We start from the raw sequence: 17,887 nt of genomic DNA on the forward strand, positions 1-17,887 counted from the left end.
GTGTTTTCAAACCTTTGAAAATTTAAATAAAATTGCAGTTATGAGCGAAAAGGAAATAAAAAATTCGGGGGCTGAGCGCAGTCGAAGCCTAGAAGAAATTTTTGAAGCCCGCATTGCGCGCGACGAAAAGATAGAGCCAAAAGATTGGATGCCGGAAAAATACCGACAAACGCATATACGGCAAATGAGCCAGCACGCACATTCTGAAATTATCGGGATGCTTCCCGAAGGAAATTGGATTACCCGTGCCCCATCGTTGCGAAGAAAAGCAGCATTGTTGGCAAAAGTTCAAGATGAAGCCGGCCACGGATTGTATTTGTATTCGGCCTGCGAAACTTTAGGTATTTCTCGCGACGAGTTATACGAACAATTGCATAGCGGAAAAGCAAAATATTCTTCAATTTTTAATTACCCAACTATCACTTGGGCCGATATAGGCGCGATTGGCTGGTTGGTTGATGGCGCTGCAATTATAAACCAAGTGCCGTTGTGTAACACATCATTTGGGCCATATGCCCGTGCCATGGTACGCGTTTGTAAGGAAGAGAGCTTTCACCAGCGGCAAGGATATGAAATTATGCTTACCCTTTGCCGCGGAACCGAAGAGCAAAAGGCAATGGCGCAAGATGCGCTAAACCGATGGTGGTGGCCAAGTTTGATGATGTTGGGTCCAACCGACGCCGAATCAATTCATACCGAGCAATCCATGAAATGGAAGCTAAAGCGAAAAAGTAACGATGAATTACGTCAGCAATTTATAGATCAAACCGTACCGCAAGCCGATATTTTAGGGCTTACAATTCCCGATCCAGATTTAAAATGGAATGAAGAAACTGGGCATTACGACTTTGGTGAAATTGATTGGGACGAGTTTTGGCAAGTAGTAAAAGGTCACGGCCCGTGCAACAAAGAACGTTTAGGCGCAAGAGTTGATGCTTGGAATAATGGTAAATGGGTTCGCGATGCCGCTATGGCTTACGCCGAAAAAAATGAAAAAAGAAAAGTAGCTAAAGCAAGTTAAAATACATGTGAGACGTGAGATATGAGACGTGAGAAAAAGCGTCTAAATCTTAAGTCTAGCATCTCAAATCTAAAATTTCATGTCTAATAATAAAAAAAATTGGCCCCTTTGGGAAATATTTGTTCGCAGTAAAAATGGGCTCGAACACCGTCATTTTGGGAGTCTTCATGCTGCCGATGCCGAAATGGCCTTAGAAAACGCACGTGATGTTTACACGCGCCGAAATGAAGGTGTAAGCATTTGGGTGGTTGAAAGTAAAAACATCACTGCCTCCAATCCCGAACAAAATGGCGAACTGTTTGAGCCGGCTCAAGATAAAGTTTACCGCCACCCTACATTTTACGATTTGCCCGATGAGGTGAAGCATATGTAACAAATTCCCGCGAAGGCGGGAATCTTATCAATTGGAATCTGAAATTCAATGTTAACGGAGAATGAAAAATTGGTATGTATATATTATGTCTAATAAACCGAAAGGTGTAATTTACATTGGCGTAACAGATAATATTGATGCCCGGATTGAAGAACATAAAACAAAGGTTTTTCGTAATTCCTTCACGGCAAAATACAATTGTGATAAACTGGTTTATTTTGAAGAATTCAAAGAAGGTTCTATTGCTTCCCAACGGGAAAAACAAATGAAAAAGTGGAATCGGGAATGGAAAGTGAAATTAATAGAAGAAGTGAACCCTGGCTGGTTTGATTTAAGTCTAAACTGGAATAACGAAAATTTGATTTATAAAACAAACAGATTCCCCACTCGGGAATAAACATAAAAATATGAGTTTAACATCAGAAGATTCCCACCTTCGCGGGAATTACATCTTAACAATCGCAGACAACTCCCTAATTCTTGCACAACGCTTAGGGGAACTTTGCGGGCACGGCCCAATTCTGGAAACAGATATTGCATTAACAAATATTTCATTGGATTTACTAGGGCAAACCCGAAGTTACTATCAATATGCAGCGAAACTTGCGGGCGAAGGTAAAACCGAAGACGATATCGCTTTTTTAAGAATTGAAAGAGAATATAAAAACTGTTTGTTGGTGGAGCAACCCAATACACATTTTGGATATGTAATTGCTCGTCAGTTTCTGTTTGATGTGTATCATTTTATGCTGTTAGAAAAACTTCAAAATAGTGCCGATGAAACTTTGGTTGCTATAGCTAATAAAGGTATTAAGGAAGTAAGCTACCACAAACGATTTTCGGGAGATTGGGTTAAGCGTTTAGGCGATGGAACCGAAGAGAGTAACCAAAAAATGCAAGAAGCGATAAACGATCTATGGCGCTTTACAGACGAGCTTTTTTATATGACCGATGCCGAAAAAGCAATGGCAAAAGATGGAGCTGGGGTGGATGTTTCAACCTTTAAAGAAAAGTATTATGAAGAAGTTTCCGAAGTTCTAAAAGAAGCCACCTTAACTGTCCCTGAAAATAAATATTTCACAAAAGGTGGGAAAGAAGGGGTGCATACAGAGCATATGGGTTATATATTGGCAGAACTTCAATATATGCAACGCACCTTTCCTAATATGCAATGGTAGGAAACAACATGTCACCCTGAGCGCAGTCGAAGGGTCTTAAATTTAGATGAATTTGTTGACTGAAAATTTACATATCGAAAGTCATTTAATTCCAACTTTGGAAACGGTTTCAGATCCCGAAATTCCTGTTTTAACAGTTTTGGATTTAGGCGTAATTCGTGAAGCCATAGAGGAGAATAATGTTGTAAAAATAAAACTCACTCCTACCTATTCTGGTTGCCCTGCAATGGATGTGATTGCAGACGATTTAAAAGCTGCCTTTGCCAAGATTAACAAAGAGGTAGAGGTAGAATTGGTGCTTTCTCCTGCCTGGTCCACAGATTGGATTAGCGAAGAAGGTCTTCAAAAAATGGAAGAATACGGTATTGCGCGTCCGCTTTCAGAAACGCATGATAAAGATGTACTGTTAGGTGAGAAAAAACTTGTAAAATGCCCGCAATGTGGTAGTACAAATACTCATTTGGTGAGTCAGTTTGGTTCAACGGCTTGCAAAGCACTTTTTAAATGTGATGATTGTCACGAACCGTTTGATTATTTTAAATGTTTAAAATAGCTCGACTATAAAACTCAAACTTACGAATTATGCGAGTTGAAAATTATTAAAATTGAAGTGTTATTGCACTCATGATGTGCAATAAATTACAAACAGAAATTATTATAAAATGCAAAAGTCAATTACTACTCTTATAAAAAACAATGTAGCTACTTTAACGCTTAATCGCCCCGAAGTATTTAATAGTTTTAATCGCGAAATGGCACTTTTACTGCAAAGTGAATTGGACGCTTGCGAAAAAAATCCAGACGTTCGGGCTATTGTAATTACTGGAAACGGAAAAGCATTTTGTGCGGGACAGGATTTAAAGGAGGTCACTTCCCCAGAATTAAACCCGGGGTTTAAAAAAATTCTCGAAGAACATTATAACCCCATAATTTCGCGCATTCGAAAAATTGAAAAACCAATTGTTGCAGCCGTCAATGGCGTTGCTGCCGGGGCGGGCGCAAATATTGCATTGGCTTGTGATATTATAATTGCTACAGAAAACGCTAGTTTTATTCAGGCTTTTAGTAAAATTGGATTGGTGCCCGATAGTGCAGGTACTTTCTTTTTACCACGGTTAATCGGTTTTCAAAAAGCTTCGGCATTAATGATGTTGGGCGATAAAGTTTCGGCCCAAGATGCTGAAAAACTGGGGATGGTTTATAAAGTTGTTTCTTCAGAAAATTTTCTGGACGAGGTAATTTCCACGGCAAATACACTGGCCAATATGCCAACAAAAGCATTAGGTTTGACCAAGCGTTTGTTAAATAATTCAATGCAAAATAACTTGGAAGAACAATTAAATTTGGAAAGCAAGCTACAAATTGAAGCTGCTCAAAGTGACGATTATGCCGAAGGAGTAGATGCCTTTGTAAGTAAAAGAAAGCCTGAATTTAAAGGGAAATAAACATTCAAAATACAGTCAAAAAGTTTTTTAACGGAAGAGTTTATATTTATGATTAAAAAAGTTGGGATAATAGGAGCAGGAACGATGGGCGCAGGAATTGCGCAAGTAGCAGCGACGGCAGGTTGTTCCGTAAAATTATACGATACCAAAACAGAAGCCCTCGCAAAGTCTGAAAAAGATTTAAATAAAATTTTAAATCGTTTGGTTGAAAAAGAAAGAATCGATTCTGAAGAAAAACAACGAATCCAAGATAATATTCAATATGTAAATACCTTAAAAGAATTAAAAGATTCACAACTTACAATTGAAGCCATAGTTGAGAATTTAGAAATTAAAAAGAATGTGTTTTCTACGCTCGAAAAATTTGTAAGCGATGAATGTATCATTGCTTCAAACACTTCGTCTTTGTCTATTGCTTCAATTGCTTCAGCGCTCGAAAAACCTGAAAGATGTATCGGGATTCACTTTTTTAACCCTGCGCCATTGATGAAATTGGTTGAGGTTATTCCCGCAATTCAAACTGCAGATGAAACTTTAAATATTTCAGTTAAAACCATAAAAGATTGGGGTAAAACCGTTGCCGTTGCAAAAGACACACCTGGCTTTATCGTAAATAGAGTGGCCCGTCCATTTTATGGGGAAGCGCTTAGAATTTACGAAGAGGGTATCGCGTCCTTTTCTGAAATTGATAAAGCAATGAAAGAAATTGGCGGGTTTAGAATGGGCCCGTTTGAATTGATGGATTTTATAGGAAACGATGTGAACTACACCGTAACCGAAACTGTTTTTAACGCTTTCTATTTCGATCCTCGTTATAAACCCTCTTTTACTCAAAAACGATTTGCCGAAGCAGGGTATTTGGGAAGAAAATCTGGAAAGGGGTATTATGATTATTCAGAAGAGGGAAAAATGTCAGTTCGAGGACAGTCGAGTTCCTCTTCGAATGAAAATGAAGAGGCATCAGCTATTTTCGAGAGAATCCTCGTAATGTTAATCAACGAAGCTGCCGACGCACTCTTTTGGAATATCGCTTCGGCAGAAGATATTGACAATGCAATGACCAAAGGCGTTAATTACCCAAAAGGATTGCTAGCATGGGTAGACGAAAAAGGGATAGATTGGTGTGTTGAAAAAATGGATAAATTGTACGACGAATACCGCGAGGACCGCTACAGATGCTCGCCTTTGTTGAGACGAATGAACCGTGAAAACGTGACTTTCTTCAATTAAACCCAATGTCTCCTCGAGCGCAGTCGTGAGGTTAAAATAAAAGATAAATTACAAATGGAAGGAAACAAAATTCCGCATAAAATGCTATCTCTCGATGCCTTCAGTCAATGGCTTGGGATTGAGGTTATAAGCGCAGAATTGGGAAAAGTTAAGGTTGGATTGACAATTCGCAAAGAAATGCTAAACAGTATGAACAAAGCACACGGGGGAATAAGTTATAGTCTCGCCGATACCGCTTTTGGTTTTGCCGCCAATACCCACGGAAAGTATGCAGTATCAATTGAAACTTCAATTAACCACATTGTAGCTTTAAACGAAGGCGATTGTTTAACAGCCGAGTCGGTTATAGAAAAAGTTGGTAATAAATTAGGTTTTAATATTGTTGAAGTTAAGCGGGGCGATGAATTGGTAGCATTATTTAAAGGAGTGGTTTATAGAACTAGCAAAGATTGGAAGTAAAATTTTAAAACAGCACAATTATGAAATGGAAAGGTAGAAGAAAAAGCGGAAATCTAGAGGACCGTCGCGGCATGAGCGGGAAAGGAAAACTAGTCGCTGGCGGTGGAATAGTAGCATTAATTGTAATTGCGCTTCAGTTTTTTGGCGGTGAAACGGGCCAACAATTAGCACCTTTAGTTGAGCAAATTGGTAACAGCCAATCTATCCAACAAACAGAACAAAGAGAACTTACCGCCCAAGAAAAAGAGATGGGTGATTTTATGGCTACCGTTTTGGCCGATACTGAAGATGTGTGGAATCAAATTTTCACTCAAAACAACCTCGGCAATTATAAAGAACCAACAATGGTGCTATTTACCGATGCAGTAAGCACTGCTTGCGGAAATGCAAGTTCAGCTTCGGGACCTTTTTATTGTCCGGCAGACCAACAAGTTTATATGGATTTAGCATTTTTTGACGAATTAAAAACCCGCTTTGGTGCCAAAGGTGGTGACTTTGCCATAGCATATGTTACTGCCCACGAAATAGGACACCACGTACAAACACTATTGGGCACCTCTGGTAAAGTGAGACAATTACAGCAACAAAATAGAAGTGAAGCTAACAAGCTTTCGGTGGCACTTGAGCTTCAGGCCGATTTCTACGCAGGTCTTTGGGCACATTACAATCAAGAGTATTTGGAAGAAGGAGATATCGAAGAAGCTTTAAGCGCTGCAAATGCTGTTGGCGACGATGCTATTCAAAAAAGAACACGTGGCGATGTAGTTCCCGATAGCTTTACGCACGGCACCTCAGAACAAAGAATGAAGTGGTTTATGAAAGGTTATAAAACTGGCGATATACGCTTGGGCGATACTTTTTCAGAAATTTTAAATTAAAAACATCCTCAGAGTAGGTTTAAGTACATTAAAAATAAAATAATTAAAATCTGAAATTTGTTATTCAATTTCAGTTTCAACTTCAATTTATGGAAGCATATATTATTGACGGAATTAGAACTCCAATAGGAAATTACCACGGTGCCCTTAGCACAGTAAGAACAGATGATTTAGCAGCTTTGGTAATAGCTGAAATAGTAAAAAGAAATCCAAATATCCCGAAAGAAGCATATGACGATGTTATTTTGGGTTGTGCAAACCAAGCGGGCGAAGACAACCGAAATGTAGCGCGTATGGCAGCCCTCTTGGCGGGACTGCCGGTAACAGTTCCGGGCGAGACGGTAAACCGTCTTTGCAGTAGCGGACTCTCGGCGATTATACACGCCAATCGTGCTATTAAAGCAGGGGATGGAGATTTATTTATTTCAGGGGGAGTTGAAAATATGACGCGCGGCCCCTACGTGGTTGCAAAACCTTCGAAAGCTTTTGGTAACGATGCTAAAATGTACGATTCAAGTTTCGGGTGGCGTTTTGTAAACCCCAAAATGGACCAAATGTACGGTACCGATGGCATGGGAAATACTGCCGAAAATCTCGTTGAAAAATATAATATTTCGCGAGAAGATCAAGATAAGTTTGCACTTTGGAGTCAGCAAAAAGCTTCAAAAGCTCAGGAAAATGGAAGGTTGGCAAAAGAAATTGTAACTGTAGAAATTCCGCAGCGAAAAAAAGATCCTATTCTATTTTCAAAAGATGAATTTATAAAACCTTCAACCACTTTAGAAGTTTTAGGAAAGCTTAGACCTGCTTTTAAACGCGAAGGTGGAAGTGTAACCGCAGGAAATTCTTCGGGGTTGAATGATGGTGCTGCTGCTACAATTATTGCTTCAGAAGAGGCGGTGAATAAATATAATTTAAAGCCATTGGCAAGAATTGTAAGTTCGGCAGTGGTAGGGGTAGAACCAAGAATTATGGGTATTGGCCCTGTAGAAGCTTCGAATAAAGCATTGCAAAAAGCAGGTTTAACAATGGATGATATGGATATTATTGAACTTAATGAAGCTTTTGCGGCACAGGCTTTGGCTTGTACGCGCGCTTGGGGATTAAAAGATGACGATCCAAGATTAAACCCTAACGGGGGCGCAATTGCTATTGGTCATCCATTAGGGGTTACGGGTACACGAACGGCGCTTTCGGCAGCAATTGAATTACACGAGCAAAATAAACGCTATGCCTTAGTAACAATGTGTATTGGTGTGGGGCAAGGTTATGCCGCAATAATTGAACGAATTCCTGCGTAGGTAGGAATCTTTCGATTTTATAATTACTTTCAGTTTCGTATGCTGAAAATTTGAATAGCTTTTTAGCAGATGTGGATTGAACTTAGCCTGCAGAAGTATTATTTTTTTGCTAGTGAAAATGAAAACCACCTCGTAGGTTTTCTCGGCAATATGATTTATATTTACAAAAAATAAATATAAAATGGCAACATTCACTTCTTCATTACCAGACGACCTTCTCGAAGATCTTTCGAAAAAGGCTAAAGAGCTTAAAATGCCTAAAAACAAAATTTTAGAAAAAGCTCTTAAAATTTATTTAGAACAATTGGACAAGGCAGCATATTTAAAAAGCTATAGGAAAATGGCCAATGACCCAGATATGCTTGCTATGGCCGAAGAAGGGATGGCAGACTATTTCAAACAGTTAGAAGATTTGGAAGCAGAATGAAACAAGGTGAAATTTGGGAAGTATTCTTTGACCCAGTTTTGGGAAGTGAACAAGCCGGAAGACGTCCAGCATTAATCGTTTCTGGAAATTTGGCAAATAATAATTTGAAAACGATTATTGCATGCCCTCTAACTTCGAAACTAAAAAACTACCATGGCAATTTAATTCTGAAACCATCTGTTACTAATGGATTATCAAAAACATCGGAAGTTATGATTATCCATATTCGTTCCTTATCACAAGAACGATTTTTGAAAAAGATGGGTTCTATTTCAAAGTCTGACTTTAATATTGTAAAAGATGGACTTAATAAAATTATAAAATATTGATTATCAATGAAAAAACTACATAATTACGTAACAGGACAATGGATAACCGGTAAAGGTGAAGGCGTGCCTATGCACGACGCCATTACTGGAGAAGTTGTTGCTCTTTCAGATACGGAAGGACTCGATTTTGCCGAAATTCTTCAATACGGAAGAACAAAAGGAGGCGAGGTACTTCGGAAAATGACCTTCCAAGAACGTGGCAACATGCTTAAATCTTTAGCACTTCATTTAGTAAAAAAGAAAGCTGATTTTTACGAAATCAGTTACCGAACCGGAGCCACAAAAGTTGATAGTTGGATTGATATTGAAGGCGGATTTGGAAATTTATTCGCCAATGCATCTCTCAGAAAATTATTTCCAAACCAATCTTATCACGTCGAAGGCGACCCAATAGATTTGTCACGAGGTGGCCGGTTTATGGCCCATCATATTATGGTGCCAAAACGCGGGGTAGCGGTTCATATTAACGCGTTTAACTTCCCTGTTTGGGGAATGCTGGAGAAATGTGCCGTAAACTGGATGGCAGGGGTTCCCGCTGTTGTAAAACCAGCTACAAATACTTCGTTTTTAACCGAAGCCGTTGTGCGCGAAATTATCGCTTCGGGAATTTTACCCGAAGGTGCTCTGCAACTTATAACAGGTTCGGCAAGAAATATTTTAGACACTGTAGAATCTCAAGACGTTGTAACTTTTACAGGTTCGGCAACCACCGGAAGAATGCTAAAAGCACATAGCAGGATTATTGAAGAAGCCGTGCCTTTTACGATGGAAGCCGATAGTTTAAATGCTTCTGTTTTAGGTGAAGATGCTGTGCCCGGCACCCCAGAATTTGATCTTTTTATAAAAGAAGTTCGAAATGAAATGACGGTTAAATGCGGACAAAAATGTACTGCGATTCGTCGTGTTATTGTACCCGAAAAATTAGTTGAAGACGTACAAATAGCCCTCGGCAATGCCTTGTCTAAAATTACCATTGGCGACCCCCGTTTAAAGGAGGTGCGAATGGGCTCCCTAGTGAGTAAAGACCAAGTGAAGGAAGTAAAAGAACGAGTGCAGGAAATGACCAAAACAGCTAGTATTGTTTACGGAGATTTAGATGAAATAGAAGTGATAGGTGCTGACGCTAAAAAAGGTGCTTTTCTTGCGCCAATTCTTCTTCGTGAAGATAACCCGTTTAAAAATTTGGCAGTTCACGAAACCGAAGCTTTTGGTCCGGTTAGTACAATTATGCCCTATAAAAATTTAGACGAAGCCATTACTCTGGCTCAAATGGGTAAAGGCTCTCTTGTTTCGTCTATTGCTACCAATGACGATAAGATTGCAAAAGAATATGTTATCAATGCAGCTTCGCACCACGGAAGAATTTTAGTAATTAACCGCGAAAGTGCTAAAGAAAGTACCGGCCACGGTTCGCCATTACCAAATTTAGTTCACGGAGGTCCCGGACGTGCTGGTGGGGGTGAAGAAATGGGCGGAATGCGAGGTATTAAACATTACTTACAGCGTACGGCAATTCAAGGTTCGCCAACTACTTTAACCGAAATTACCGGTATTTATCAAGCGAATGCAAAATATAAAGAGGCAGATCAACATCCTTTTAAATATCACTGGGAGGATATTGAGCCGGGAATGTCTCTTAAAACACATAAACGTACCCTCACCTATGCCGATATTACAAATTTTGCAAACCTAACTTGGGATCACTTTTATGCACATACCGATATTACTTCGCTCGACGGAAGTATTTTTGAAAAACGCACTGCGCACGGCTATTTTATAATTGCGGCGGCGGCTGGACTTTTTGTGTATCCAAACAAAGGACCCGTAGCAGCAAATTACGGTTTGGAAGATTGCCGCTTTTTACGTCCGCTATATCACAACGATACAATTTATGTACGTTTAACGTGTAAACAAAAAGTAGATCGCGATGTTGCTTCGGCAGAACACCCAAGCGGAATTGTAAAATGGTTTGTTGAGGTTTTTGATGCCGAAGATGAATTGGTTGCTGTTGCCACAATTTTAACAATGGTTCAGAAAAAACAAGAAACCTTTGTTGAAATGACCGATGAAAAAATCGAGGAATTATTAAATAAATTAACCGAAGATTCAAAACCGAAGTGGGGAATTATGACCCCCCAACATATGTTGGAGCATTTAGAATATACTTATAAAATTGCTTCGGGAAAAATTCAAGATTTTGAGGTTATAACTCCCGAAAAGATTTTGGAGAAAGTTCACGCTAGTCTTTATAACTACGAAAAATTTCCGCGAAATTCCCAATTTCCGCTGTTGGAAAAAGATACTTTACCCGAATTGAAGCACCCTGATTTAGCAACGGCAAAGGAAAAGTTTTTAGAAGAAAGAGAAGCTTTTAAAAACTATTTTAAAAATAATCCAGATGCAAAATTGAAAAATATGGTTTTTGGTGAAATGAATAAATACGAATGGTATTTGTTGGAAAGGAAGCACCTTAACCATCATTTTGAGCAATTCGGACTCCTCTAAATTGTAATTCAAATAAATTCGAAAACAGCCCTCGTTATTGGGCTGTTTTTGTTTAAGATGATATTCTTCTTCGCTTTAATTCAATTTAATTCCTTTTGTTGTTCCTTCCCTTTTTTCGCAGCAATCACACTAATAATTAAAATTTGAATGGCGTGATAAAACATAAGCGGTAAAAGGATGATTCCAATGATGCTAGTTTGTCCAAATAATGCTTCGGAAAAAACAGTTCCGTGAACCAAGGATTTTTTAGTTCCGCAAAATCGATTGGTAATTCTATCAGCATGATTGAAGTTGAGAAGTTTCCCAAACCACCCCGTAAGCGAGTAAACAATAAAAAATAATAGAAGCACTAACGCAACCATAGCACCCATTTCCAGAAGACTTACACTGCTAAAAATTTCATCTTCAAAAGAATGCACAAAGCTTTTGTAAATTATTAAAAGGATGACAAATTTATCAAATAGACTCAACTGTCGCTTGTGTCTTTGTGCCCAAGACCCTAAAAATTTCCGCAGGAAAAGACCCAATATTAACGGAATTACAATCTCTGAAATCAATTGAAAATAGATTGATGAAAAATCGAAGGCTACATCCGTTTGTGTTATAAACGGCATCATCCATAGCGGCGTTAAAATTATACCGATAATCCCCGAAATACTAGCATTAAAAATAGCTGCCGGTAAATTTCCTTTCGCCATTGAAACCATAACTACGGAGGATGAAACGGTTGAAGGCAATGCGGCCATAAATAAAAAAGCCAGCCAAAGAAGTTCGTAGGAAGTATCTTTAAACAGCGGAAAAAACGGCAAAATCAGAAGTGGAAATAATATAAAAGTAGAGCTTTGTACTGTAAGATGAAGCTTCCAATTTTTAAGTCCGTTTTTTATCACTTCGGAATTTAGACTCAAACCGTAGAAAAAAAATATAAGTGAAATTCCAAAACTGCTGATTAATTCCAAGGGCACAGGGCTATTTGATGCCCCCAGCTGCGGAAAAAAGTATGCAAGAACGATACTTATTACAATCGCGATTACAAATGAATCTACTTTAAATCTCTTCAGCATAGAAATTTTTTTGGCAAAGATAGAAGTGTAAAAACATTTTAGTGTCTAATATAAAAATAAAGTGGATTGACTTATTGAGGCTGCATTTTTCGTTTTGAAGAATCGTGAAAAAACCAGTTTATAAAACCTGAAATTGATTGCCATAATTACAAAAAGTTGGTTTATTTTGTAGCAGTAGAGAAAACCCTTCAAAATAAGTAGAGATTTGAAGATTTGATTGGTTAAAATAGCCCATTCAAAAGGAAAAGTCTTTAATAATGAATAAATTGTAACCGATTGAAAATTTAGTCTAACGGACGAGAAAATATGAACGAAGCATACGTAAAACAAGATATTAAAAACGGAATTGCAACAATAGAATTCTTCCATCCGGCACATAATAGTTTGCCGGGCGATTTATTGGCCAAACTTGCAAATACTATCACAAAGGCAGGAAATAACGAAGAAGCTAAAGTTATAATTCTTAAAAGTGGTGGCGACAGAACATTCTGCGCCGGCGCTAGTTTTAACGAATTGATAAATATAAACGATGCCGAAACCGGAAAGAGGTTTTTTAGTGGCTTTGCCAACGTAATTAATGCAATGCGCAAATGCCCAAAATTTATTATTGGCAGAATTCAAGGTAAAACAGTTGGGGGTGGAGTAGGCCTTGCTTCAGCGACAGATTACTGTATGGCTTCTAAATTTGCAGCTATTAAGTTAAGTGAATTAAACGTTGGTATTGGCCCATTTGTGGTGGGTCCCGCGGTAGAGAGAAAGTTAGGTATAAGTGGTTTTAGCCAAATAGCCATCGATGCCAATTCGTTTTATGAAGCCGAATGGGCAAAACAAAAAGGTTTGTATAACCAAGTTTACAATACGGTTGAAGAATTGGATGAAGCGGTTCAAAAATTCGCTGAAAACCTTTGCAAATACAATCCCGAAGCAATGAAGGAGATGAAAAAGGTATTTTGGAATGGCACTGAAGATTGGGATGATCTGCTAGCAGAAAGAGCAATTATTTCGGGTAGATTGGTTTTAAGTGATTTTACAAAAAAGACATTGAAAAGATTTGAATAGTAGGGGTGAGAGGTGAGTAGCGAAATTAAATATTATTCAAGTTGAAAAACTATAAATAAAAATTTTATTGTGAATTAGATTGCATACAGTATTGACTCAATACTTAATACTCAATTCTCAATACCAAAGTTTATGATATATTCTTTTAAAGGCCATATACCAGTAATCCACGAATCTAGTTTTGTTCACCCGTTGGCGGCCGTAACTGGTAATGTGATAATTGGAAAAAATTGTTACATCGGCCCGGGGGCTGCAATTCGTGGCGATTGGGGTGAAATCATTTTGGAAGATGGCGTAAATGTGCAAGAAAATTGTACGGTGCATATGTTTCCGGGTAAAAGTATTGTACTAAATGAAAGTGCTCACGTGGGCCACGGAGCTATTATTCACGGAGCGAATTTGGGTAAAAACTGCCTAATTGGAATGAACAGTGTGATTATGGACGATGCCGAAATTGGAGATGAATGTATTGTAGGTGCCATGAGTTTTGTAAAAGCGGAAACGAAATTTCCAAAACGGAAATTAATAGTTGGTAATCCTGCAAAGGCAATTAAAGATATTTCAGATGAAATGATTGCTTGGAAAACTGCGGGAACGCAACTTTATCAACAATTGCCTACAGATTGTCACGAAAGTTTAAGGGAGGTTGAGCCTTTGCGAGAAATTCCAAAGAACCGACCGGTACAAGAAGATTTTTATAAAACGTTGGAAGAGTTTAGAAAAAAATAAATACTAAAGACCAAACAGGTTTTTAGAACCTGATAGGTCTAATTCAGGATAGATTAATGAATACACAGGAATTTAAAATGCCCAAGATGGGTGAAATATTCCTGCGTAGGCAGGAATCTCAGAGCCGAAATAGAATTCTAAAAAGTCGAGAGTTGTAAATTGGAAGATTATAAGTATTTGGTATTTCTTTTTTATGATAAATTATCCCTACGAGGATTCGTATGATTGGAAAAGAGAGAAAAAAATTAATTTAACAGAATATATGAGCTCTAGTTAGTCTGATTTAAGCTCAAACTGGAATCAATATTTTAATAAACATATAAACTTAGCGATGAGTGATGACAAAAGATTCCTGCCTTCGCAGGAATTTAAAATGCCCAAGATGGGTGAGAGTATTACCGAAGGAACCATCATTGAATGGCACGTAAAGGTGGGAGATACTTTTGAAGAAGGCGATGTGCTTTTAGAAGTGGCCACAGATAAAGTTGATAACGAAGTGCCAGCACCTGCATCGGGAAAAATGGTGGCGCAAAAATTCAATAATGGCGATGTAGTGCCCGTTGGCGAAGTGATTGCAATTCTAGATATTTCAGAAAGTGGCAGTTCCATAAAAACTGCTTCAAAAACTAAGGAAACGAAGGAAAAATCGAAGATTTCAACCTCATCTTCAACTTTATCTTCAACTTCGACTTCATCTTCAACTTTGTCTTCAGTTCAAAAATCATTTAAGGTAAATGAAAACCTTTTTATTTCGCCATTGGTTGATAGTATGGCGCGAAAAAATCATATTAGTTATGAAGAATTGGCTCGAATTCCGGGCACTGGCAAGGATGGGCGTTTACGCAAAAGTGATGTTTCCGATTATTTAAAAAAGGGTCGCCCCTTTCAGTTTGCTCAAGCTGTACCCGAAGTTTCCGGATTTCAAGTTCCCGATTTAAAATTCGACAAAGGCAAGGGGAAAATTGTAGAAATGGATCGTATGCGTCAAATGATTTCAGACCATATGGTTTTTTCAAAACACAACTCGCCCCACGTTACTGCTTATGTTGAAGCAGACCTTACCGATATGGTGAATTGGCGAAATAATAACAAAGCCGAATTTCAGAAAAGATATAATGAAAAACTCACTTTCACACCTCTTTTTATTGAATGTGTGGCAAAGGCTATCGAGGATTTTCCGATGATTAATTCTTCTCTTGATGGTAAAAACATTATTGTAAAAGATGAAATTAATATTGGAATGGCTACGGCACTTCCTTCGGGAAATTTGATCGTGCCCGTGGTTAAAAACGCCGATAAAAAGAATTTAAATGAATTGGCTTCTGCTACTAATATTCTGGTTGAAAAAGCTCGAAATAATAAATTAAAAGCAGATGATACCAAAGACAGTACTTTTACCATAAGCAATGTTGGTACCTTTGGAAGTTTAATGGGTACGCCCATAATAAATCAGCCGGAAGCCGCGATTTTAGCCACCGGAATTATTAAAAAACGCGCCGAAGTTATGGAGCGGGAGGATGGCGACACCATTGAAATACGCCAAATGATGTATCTTTCTCTTTCTTTCGACCATCGAATTGTTGATGGCTATTTGGCTGGATCTTTTTTAAGAAGAATTGCCGATTATATGGAACAGTTTGATACCAAAAGAAAAGTCTAAATAGAAAAAAAATCGTGATTTCGCAGTGAAAAAAATAGATAAATCCATACTGAAAAAAGCCTTTAAAAACCTCGTTACCGCAAAGTCGATGACAGAGATTTATGAGGAAAATTTTAAAACAGTTTCAAAATATGTACACGCAACTTCGCGTGGGCACGAAGTAATTCAGATAGCGGCTGGGATGCAACTTTTGCCGCAAGATTATGTTTTTCCATATTATCGAGACGACTCTATTTTACTGTCCATTGGAATGACACCTTATGAATTAATGCTGCAAGTTTTAGCAAAAAAAGACGATCCATTTTCGGGTGGGCGTACCTATTATTCGCACGCCAGTTTAAACGATGTCGATAAGCCAAAAATTCCGCATCAAAGTTCGGCTACGGGTATGCAAGCCATTCCAGCTACAGGAGTTGCAATGGGATTCCATTACCGCGAAGGCGGTAATCTCTTTGACGAAGAGCAACTCCGAAAGGAATCAAAAACCAAAAATTCAAAGAATACGTTACTTTATGATTCGTCGGTTCACTCGAAAGATTCCCGCCTTCGCGGGAATGCGCCAATTGTAATCTGTAGTCTGGGCGATGCATCGGTGACCGAAGGAGAAGTAGCCGAAGCCTTTCAGATGGCCGTTTTAAAAAAATTGCCAATCCTTTATTTAGTTCAAGATAATGGTTGGGATATTTCGGCAAATGCTGAAGAAACCAGAGCTCAAGACGCATATGAGTATACCAAAGGTTTTAAGGGTTTGGAGGCAATTTCTATTGACGGAACCAATTTTGAGGAAAGTTATAACACGCTTCAAGATGTAATTTCAAAAATTAGAACCGAAAGAAGACCTTTTTTGGTGCACGCAAAAGTGCCACTTTTAAATCATCATACTTCGGGGGTTCGAATGGAGTTTTATCGCGACGATTTAGATGAGGCGCGTAGTCGAGACCCGTATCCTAAGCTTAAAAAACTTTTAGCTGAAAATGGTTTTTCTGAAAGCGATATTTCAGAAATTGAAAATAGTGCTAAAAAAGAGGTTTCTGAAAGTTTAGAAAAAGCACTAAAAGCCGAAGATCCCAAACCCGAAGATTTATTCACCCACGATTTTGCACCCACTGAAATTACCGAAGAAGTTGGGGAACGAAGTCCTGCTGGAGCAGAAAAAGTTGTGATGGTAGATTGTGCACTTTTTGCTATTGAAGAGTTGATGGCAAAACATAAAGAATGTCTGTTATACGGGCAAGATGTAGGAAGAAGGTTAGGCGGTGTATTTAGAGAAGCTGCGACTTTAGCCGAAAAATTTGGTGATAATCGCGTTTTTAATACGCCAATTCAAGAAGCATTTATTGTTGGAAGCACTGTAGGGATGAGTGCTGTTGGGCTAAAACCAATTGTTGAGGTGCAATTTGCAGATTATATTTGGCCAGGCCTAAACCAGCTTTTTACTGAAGTTAGCCGAAGCTGTTATCTTTCTGAAGGAAAATGGCCGGTTTCCATGGTCTTACGCGTGCCTATTGGCGCTTATGGTAGCGGTGGGCCGTATCATTCTTCTTCGGTAGAAAGTGTAGTTACAAACATTCGCGGGTTAAAGATTGCTTACCCAAGTAATGGCGCCGATTTAAAAGGCTTGATGAAAGCTGCTTATTACGACCCCAATCCGGTGGTGATTTTTGAACATAAAGGTCTGTATTGGAGCAAAGTGAAAGGAACAAAAGGCGCAACCTCTGTAATGCCTTCGGAGGATTATATTTTACCTTTCGGAAAAGCTTGGGTTTTACAGGAAATCTGGAAACAGGAAAATGAAGAAACCCTTTCAATAATCACGTACGGAATGGGTGTACATTGGGCGATGAATGCTTCCGAAGAACTTGGAATGCAAGATAGAATTGAAGTTGTAGATTTAAGAACCTTACATCCTTTAGATTATGAAACGGTATTTAAATCGGTTAAAAAATGTGGTAAATGTTTGGTGGTAACTGAAGAACCTTCAGAAAATGGTTTTTCAAGAGGTTTGCAGGGAAGAATTCAAGAGGAGTGTTTTCAGCAATTAGATGCCCCAGTGATGTTAATTGGTTCTGAAAATATGCCAGCTATTCCATTGAACTCAATTTTAGAAGAAACAATGATTCCTTCAACCGAAAAAGTGAAAAAGAAAATTCTTGAAATGCTAAATTATTAATTTCTATTAATTAATTTCACAATATGACTGCTTAATTGAGAGATTCATATTTTTATTAT

Annotated in this window: 18 protein-coding genes; 17 read left to right on the top strand and 1 reads right to left on the bottom strand. The window is 38.4% G+C overall.

The features are described 5' to 3' along the window. Nucleotides 1-40 precede the first annotated feature (40 nt). From paaA to paaZ, 13 genes are all read left to right on the top strand, one after another. Nucleotides 41-1,021 carry a 1,2-phenylacetyl-CoA epoxidase subunit PaaA gene (gene paaA, locus K8089_RS11770; protein WP_237603489.1) on the top strand — a complete coding sequence of 327 codons (981 nt, stop codon included), beginning with the start codon at nucleotides 41-43 and terminating at the stop codon, nucleotides 1,019-1,021. Nucleotides 1,022-1,100: 79 nt separating this feature from the next. Beyond that, a complete protein-coding gene (gene paaB / locus K8089_RS11775; protein ID WP_237603490.1) occupies nucleotides 1,101-1,394 on the top strand; it encodes a 1,2-phenylacetyl-CoA epoxidase subunit PaaB in 294 nt (97 codons plus the stop codon). 61 nt (nucleotides 1,395-1,455) lie between these two features. Then, on the top strand, nucleotides 1,456-1,791 hold the full coding sequence (locus tag K8089_RS11780; RefSeq protein ID WP_237603491.1) for a GIY-YIG nuclease family protein: 336 nt from the start codon (nucleotides 1,456-1,458) through the stop codon (nucleotides 1,789-1,791). 10 nt (nucleotides 1,792-1,801) lie between these two features. After that, the gene (gene paaC / locus K8089_RS11785) at nucleotides 1,802-2,572 is read left to right on the top strand and encodes a 1,2-phenylacetyl-CoA epoxidase subunit PaaC (protein WP_237603492.1); all 771 of its coding nucleotides are present in this window, start codon (nucleotides 1,802-1,804) and stop codon (nucleotides 2,570-2,572) included. A 46-nt stretch (nucleotides 2,573-2,618) separates the two neighbouring features. Further along, nucleotides 2,619-3,125, top strand: a complete 507-nt coding sequence (gene paaD / locus K8089_RS11790) for a 1,2-phenylacetyl-CoA epoxidase subunit PaaD (protein ID WP_237603493.1) — start codon at nucleotides 2,619-2,621, stop codon at nucleotides 3,123-3,125. Nucleotides 3,126-3,234: 109 nt separating this feature from the next. Beyond that, nucleotides 3,235-4,017, top strand: coding sequence for an enoyl-CoA hydratase-related protein (locus tag K8089_RS11795; RefSeq protein ID WP_237603494.1), 783 nt, complete (start codon nucleotides 3,235-3,237; stop codon nucleotides 4,015-4,017). Nucleotides 4,018-4,065: 48 nt separating this feature from the next. After that, nucleotides 4,066-5,247 (top strand): 3-hydroxyacyl-CoA dehydrogenase NAD-binding domain-containing protein, encoded by a 1,182-nt coding sequence (locus K8089_RS11800; RefSeq protein WP_237603495.1) that lies wholly within the window; start codon nucleotides 4,066-4,068, stop codon nucleotides 5,245-5,247. A gap of 54 nt (nucleotides 5,248-5,301) precedes the next feature. Next, nucleotides 5,302-5,706 (top strand): PaaI family thioesterase, encoded by a 405-nt coding sequence (locus tag K8089_RS11805; protein WP_237603496.1) that lies wholly within the window; start codon nucleotides 5,302-5,304, stop codon nucleotides 5,704-5,706. A 20-nt stretch (nucleotides 5,707-5,726) separates the two neighbouring features. Further along, nucleotides 5,727-6,584, top strand: a complete 858-nt coding sequence (gene ypfJ, locus K8089_RS11810) for a KPN_02809 family neutral zinc metallopeptidase (RefSeq protein WP_237603497.1) — start codon at nucleotides 5,727-5,729, stop codon at nucleotides 6,582-6,584. 89 nt (nucleotides 6,585-6,673) lie between these two features. Further along, nucleotides 6,674-7,885: a 3-oxoadipyl-CoA thiolase gene (pcaF, locus tag K8089_RS11815; protein ID WP_237603498.1), complete on the top strand. Its 1,212-nt coding sequence runs from the start codon at nucleotides 6,674-6,676 to the stop codon at nucleotides 7,883-7,885. A 181-nt stretch (nucleotides 7,886-8,066) separates the two neighbouring features. Next, a complete protein-coding gene (locus K8089_RS11820) occupies nucleotides 8,067-8,312 on the top strand; it encodes a ribbon-helix-helix domain-containing protein (protein WP_237603499.1) in 246 nt (81 codons plus the stop codon). Next, nucleotides 8,309-8,641 carry a type II toxin-antitoxin system PemK/MazF family toxin gene (locus K8089_RS11825; protein ID WP_237603500.1) on the top strand — a complete coding sequence of 111 codons (333 nt, stop codon included), beginning with the start codon at nucleotides 8,309-8,311 and terminating at the stop codon, nucleotides 8,639-8,641. Before K8089_RS11820 ends, K8089_RS11825 begins: the two co-directional genes overlap by 4 nt. A gap of 6 nt (nucleotides 8,642-8,647) precedes the next feature. Beyond that, nucleotides 8,648-11,146: a phenylacetic acid degradation bifunctional protein PaaZ gene (gene paaZ / locus K8089_RS11830; protein WP_237603501.1), complete on the top strand. Its 2,499-nt coding sequence runs from the start codon at nucleotides 8,648-8,650 to the stop codon at nucleotides 11,144-11,146. Nucleotides 11,147-11,226: 80 nt separating this feature from the next. Here paaZ and K8089_RS11835 read toward each other — a convergent pair whose 3' ends face one another. Then, complete coding sequence (locus K8089_RS11835) at nucleotides 11,227-12,210, bottom strand: bile acid:sodium symporter family protein (RefSeq protein WP_237603502.1); 984 nt, start codon at nucleotides 12,208-12,210, stop codon at nucleotides 11,227-11,229. 306 nt (nucleotides 12,211-12,516) lie between these two features. On the opposite strand from K8089_RS11835, the gene K8089_RS11840 reads away from it, so the two are divergent. From K8089_RS11840 to K8089_RS11855, 4 genes are all read left to right on the top strand, one after another. Next, nucleotides 12,517-13,269 (top strand): enoyl-CoA hydratase/isomerase family protein, encoded by a 753-nt coding sequence (locus K8089_RS11840; protein WP_237603503.1) that lies wholly within the window; start codon nucleotides 12,517-12,519, stop codon nucleotides 13,267-13,269. 132 nt (nucleotides 13,270-13,401) lie between these two features. Then, complete coding sequence (locus tag K8089_RS11845; RefSeq protein WP_237603504.1) at nucleotides 13,402-13,998, top strand: acyltransferase; 597 nt, start codon at nucleotides 13,402-13,404, stop codon at nucleotides 13,996-13,998. Nucleotides 13,999-14,329: 331 nt separating this feature from the next. Beyond that, the gene (locus K8089_RS11850) at nucleotides 14,330-15,658 is read left to right on the top strand and encodes a dihydrolipoamide acetyltransferase family protein (RefSeq protein WP_237603505.1); all 1,329 of its coding nucleotides are present in this window, start codon (nucleotides 14,330-14,332) and stop codon (nucleotides 15,656-15,658) included. A gap of 88 nt (nucleotides 15,659-15,746) precedes the next feature. Continuing rightward, a complete protein-coding gene (locus K8089_RS11855) occupies nucleotides 15,747-17,828 on the top strand; it encodes an alpha-ketoacid dehydrogenase subunit alpha/beta (protein ID WP_237603523.1) in 2,082 nt (693 codons plus the stop codon). The last annotated feature ends 59 nt before the right edge of the window (nucleotides 17,829-17,887 follow it).

This window comes from Aequorivita vitellina (assembly GCF_022008365.1).
In the GTDB taxonomy this organism is placed as follows: domain Bacteria; phylum Bacteroidota; class Bacteroidia; order Flavobacteriales; family Flavobacteriaceae; genus Aequorivita; species Aequorivita vitellina.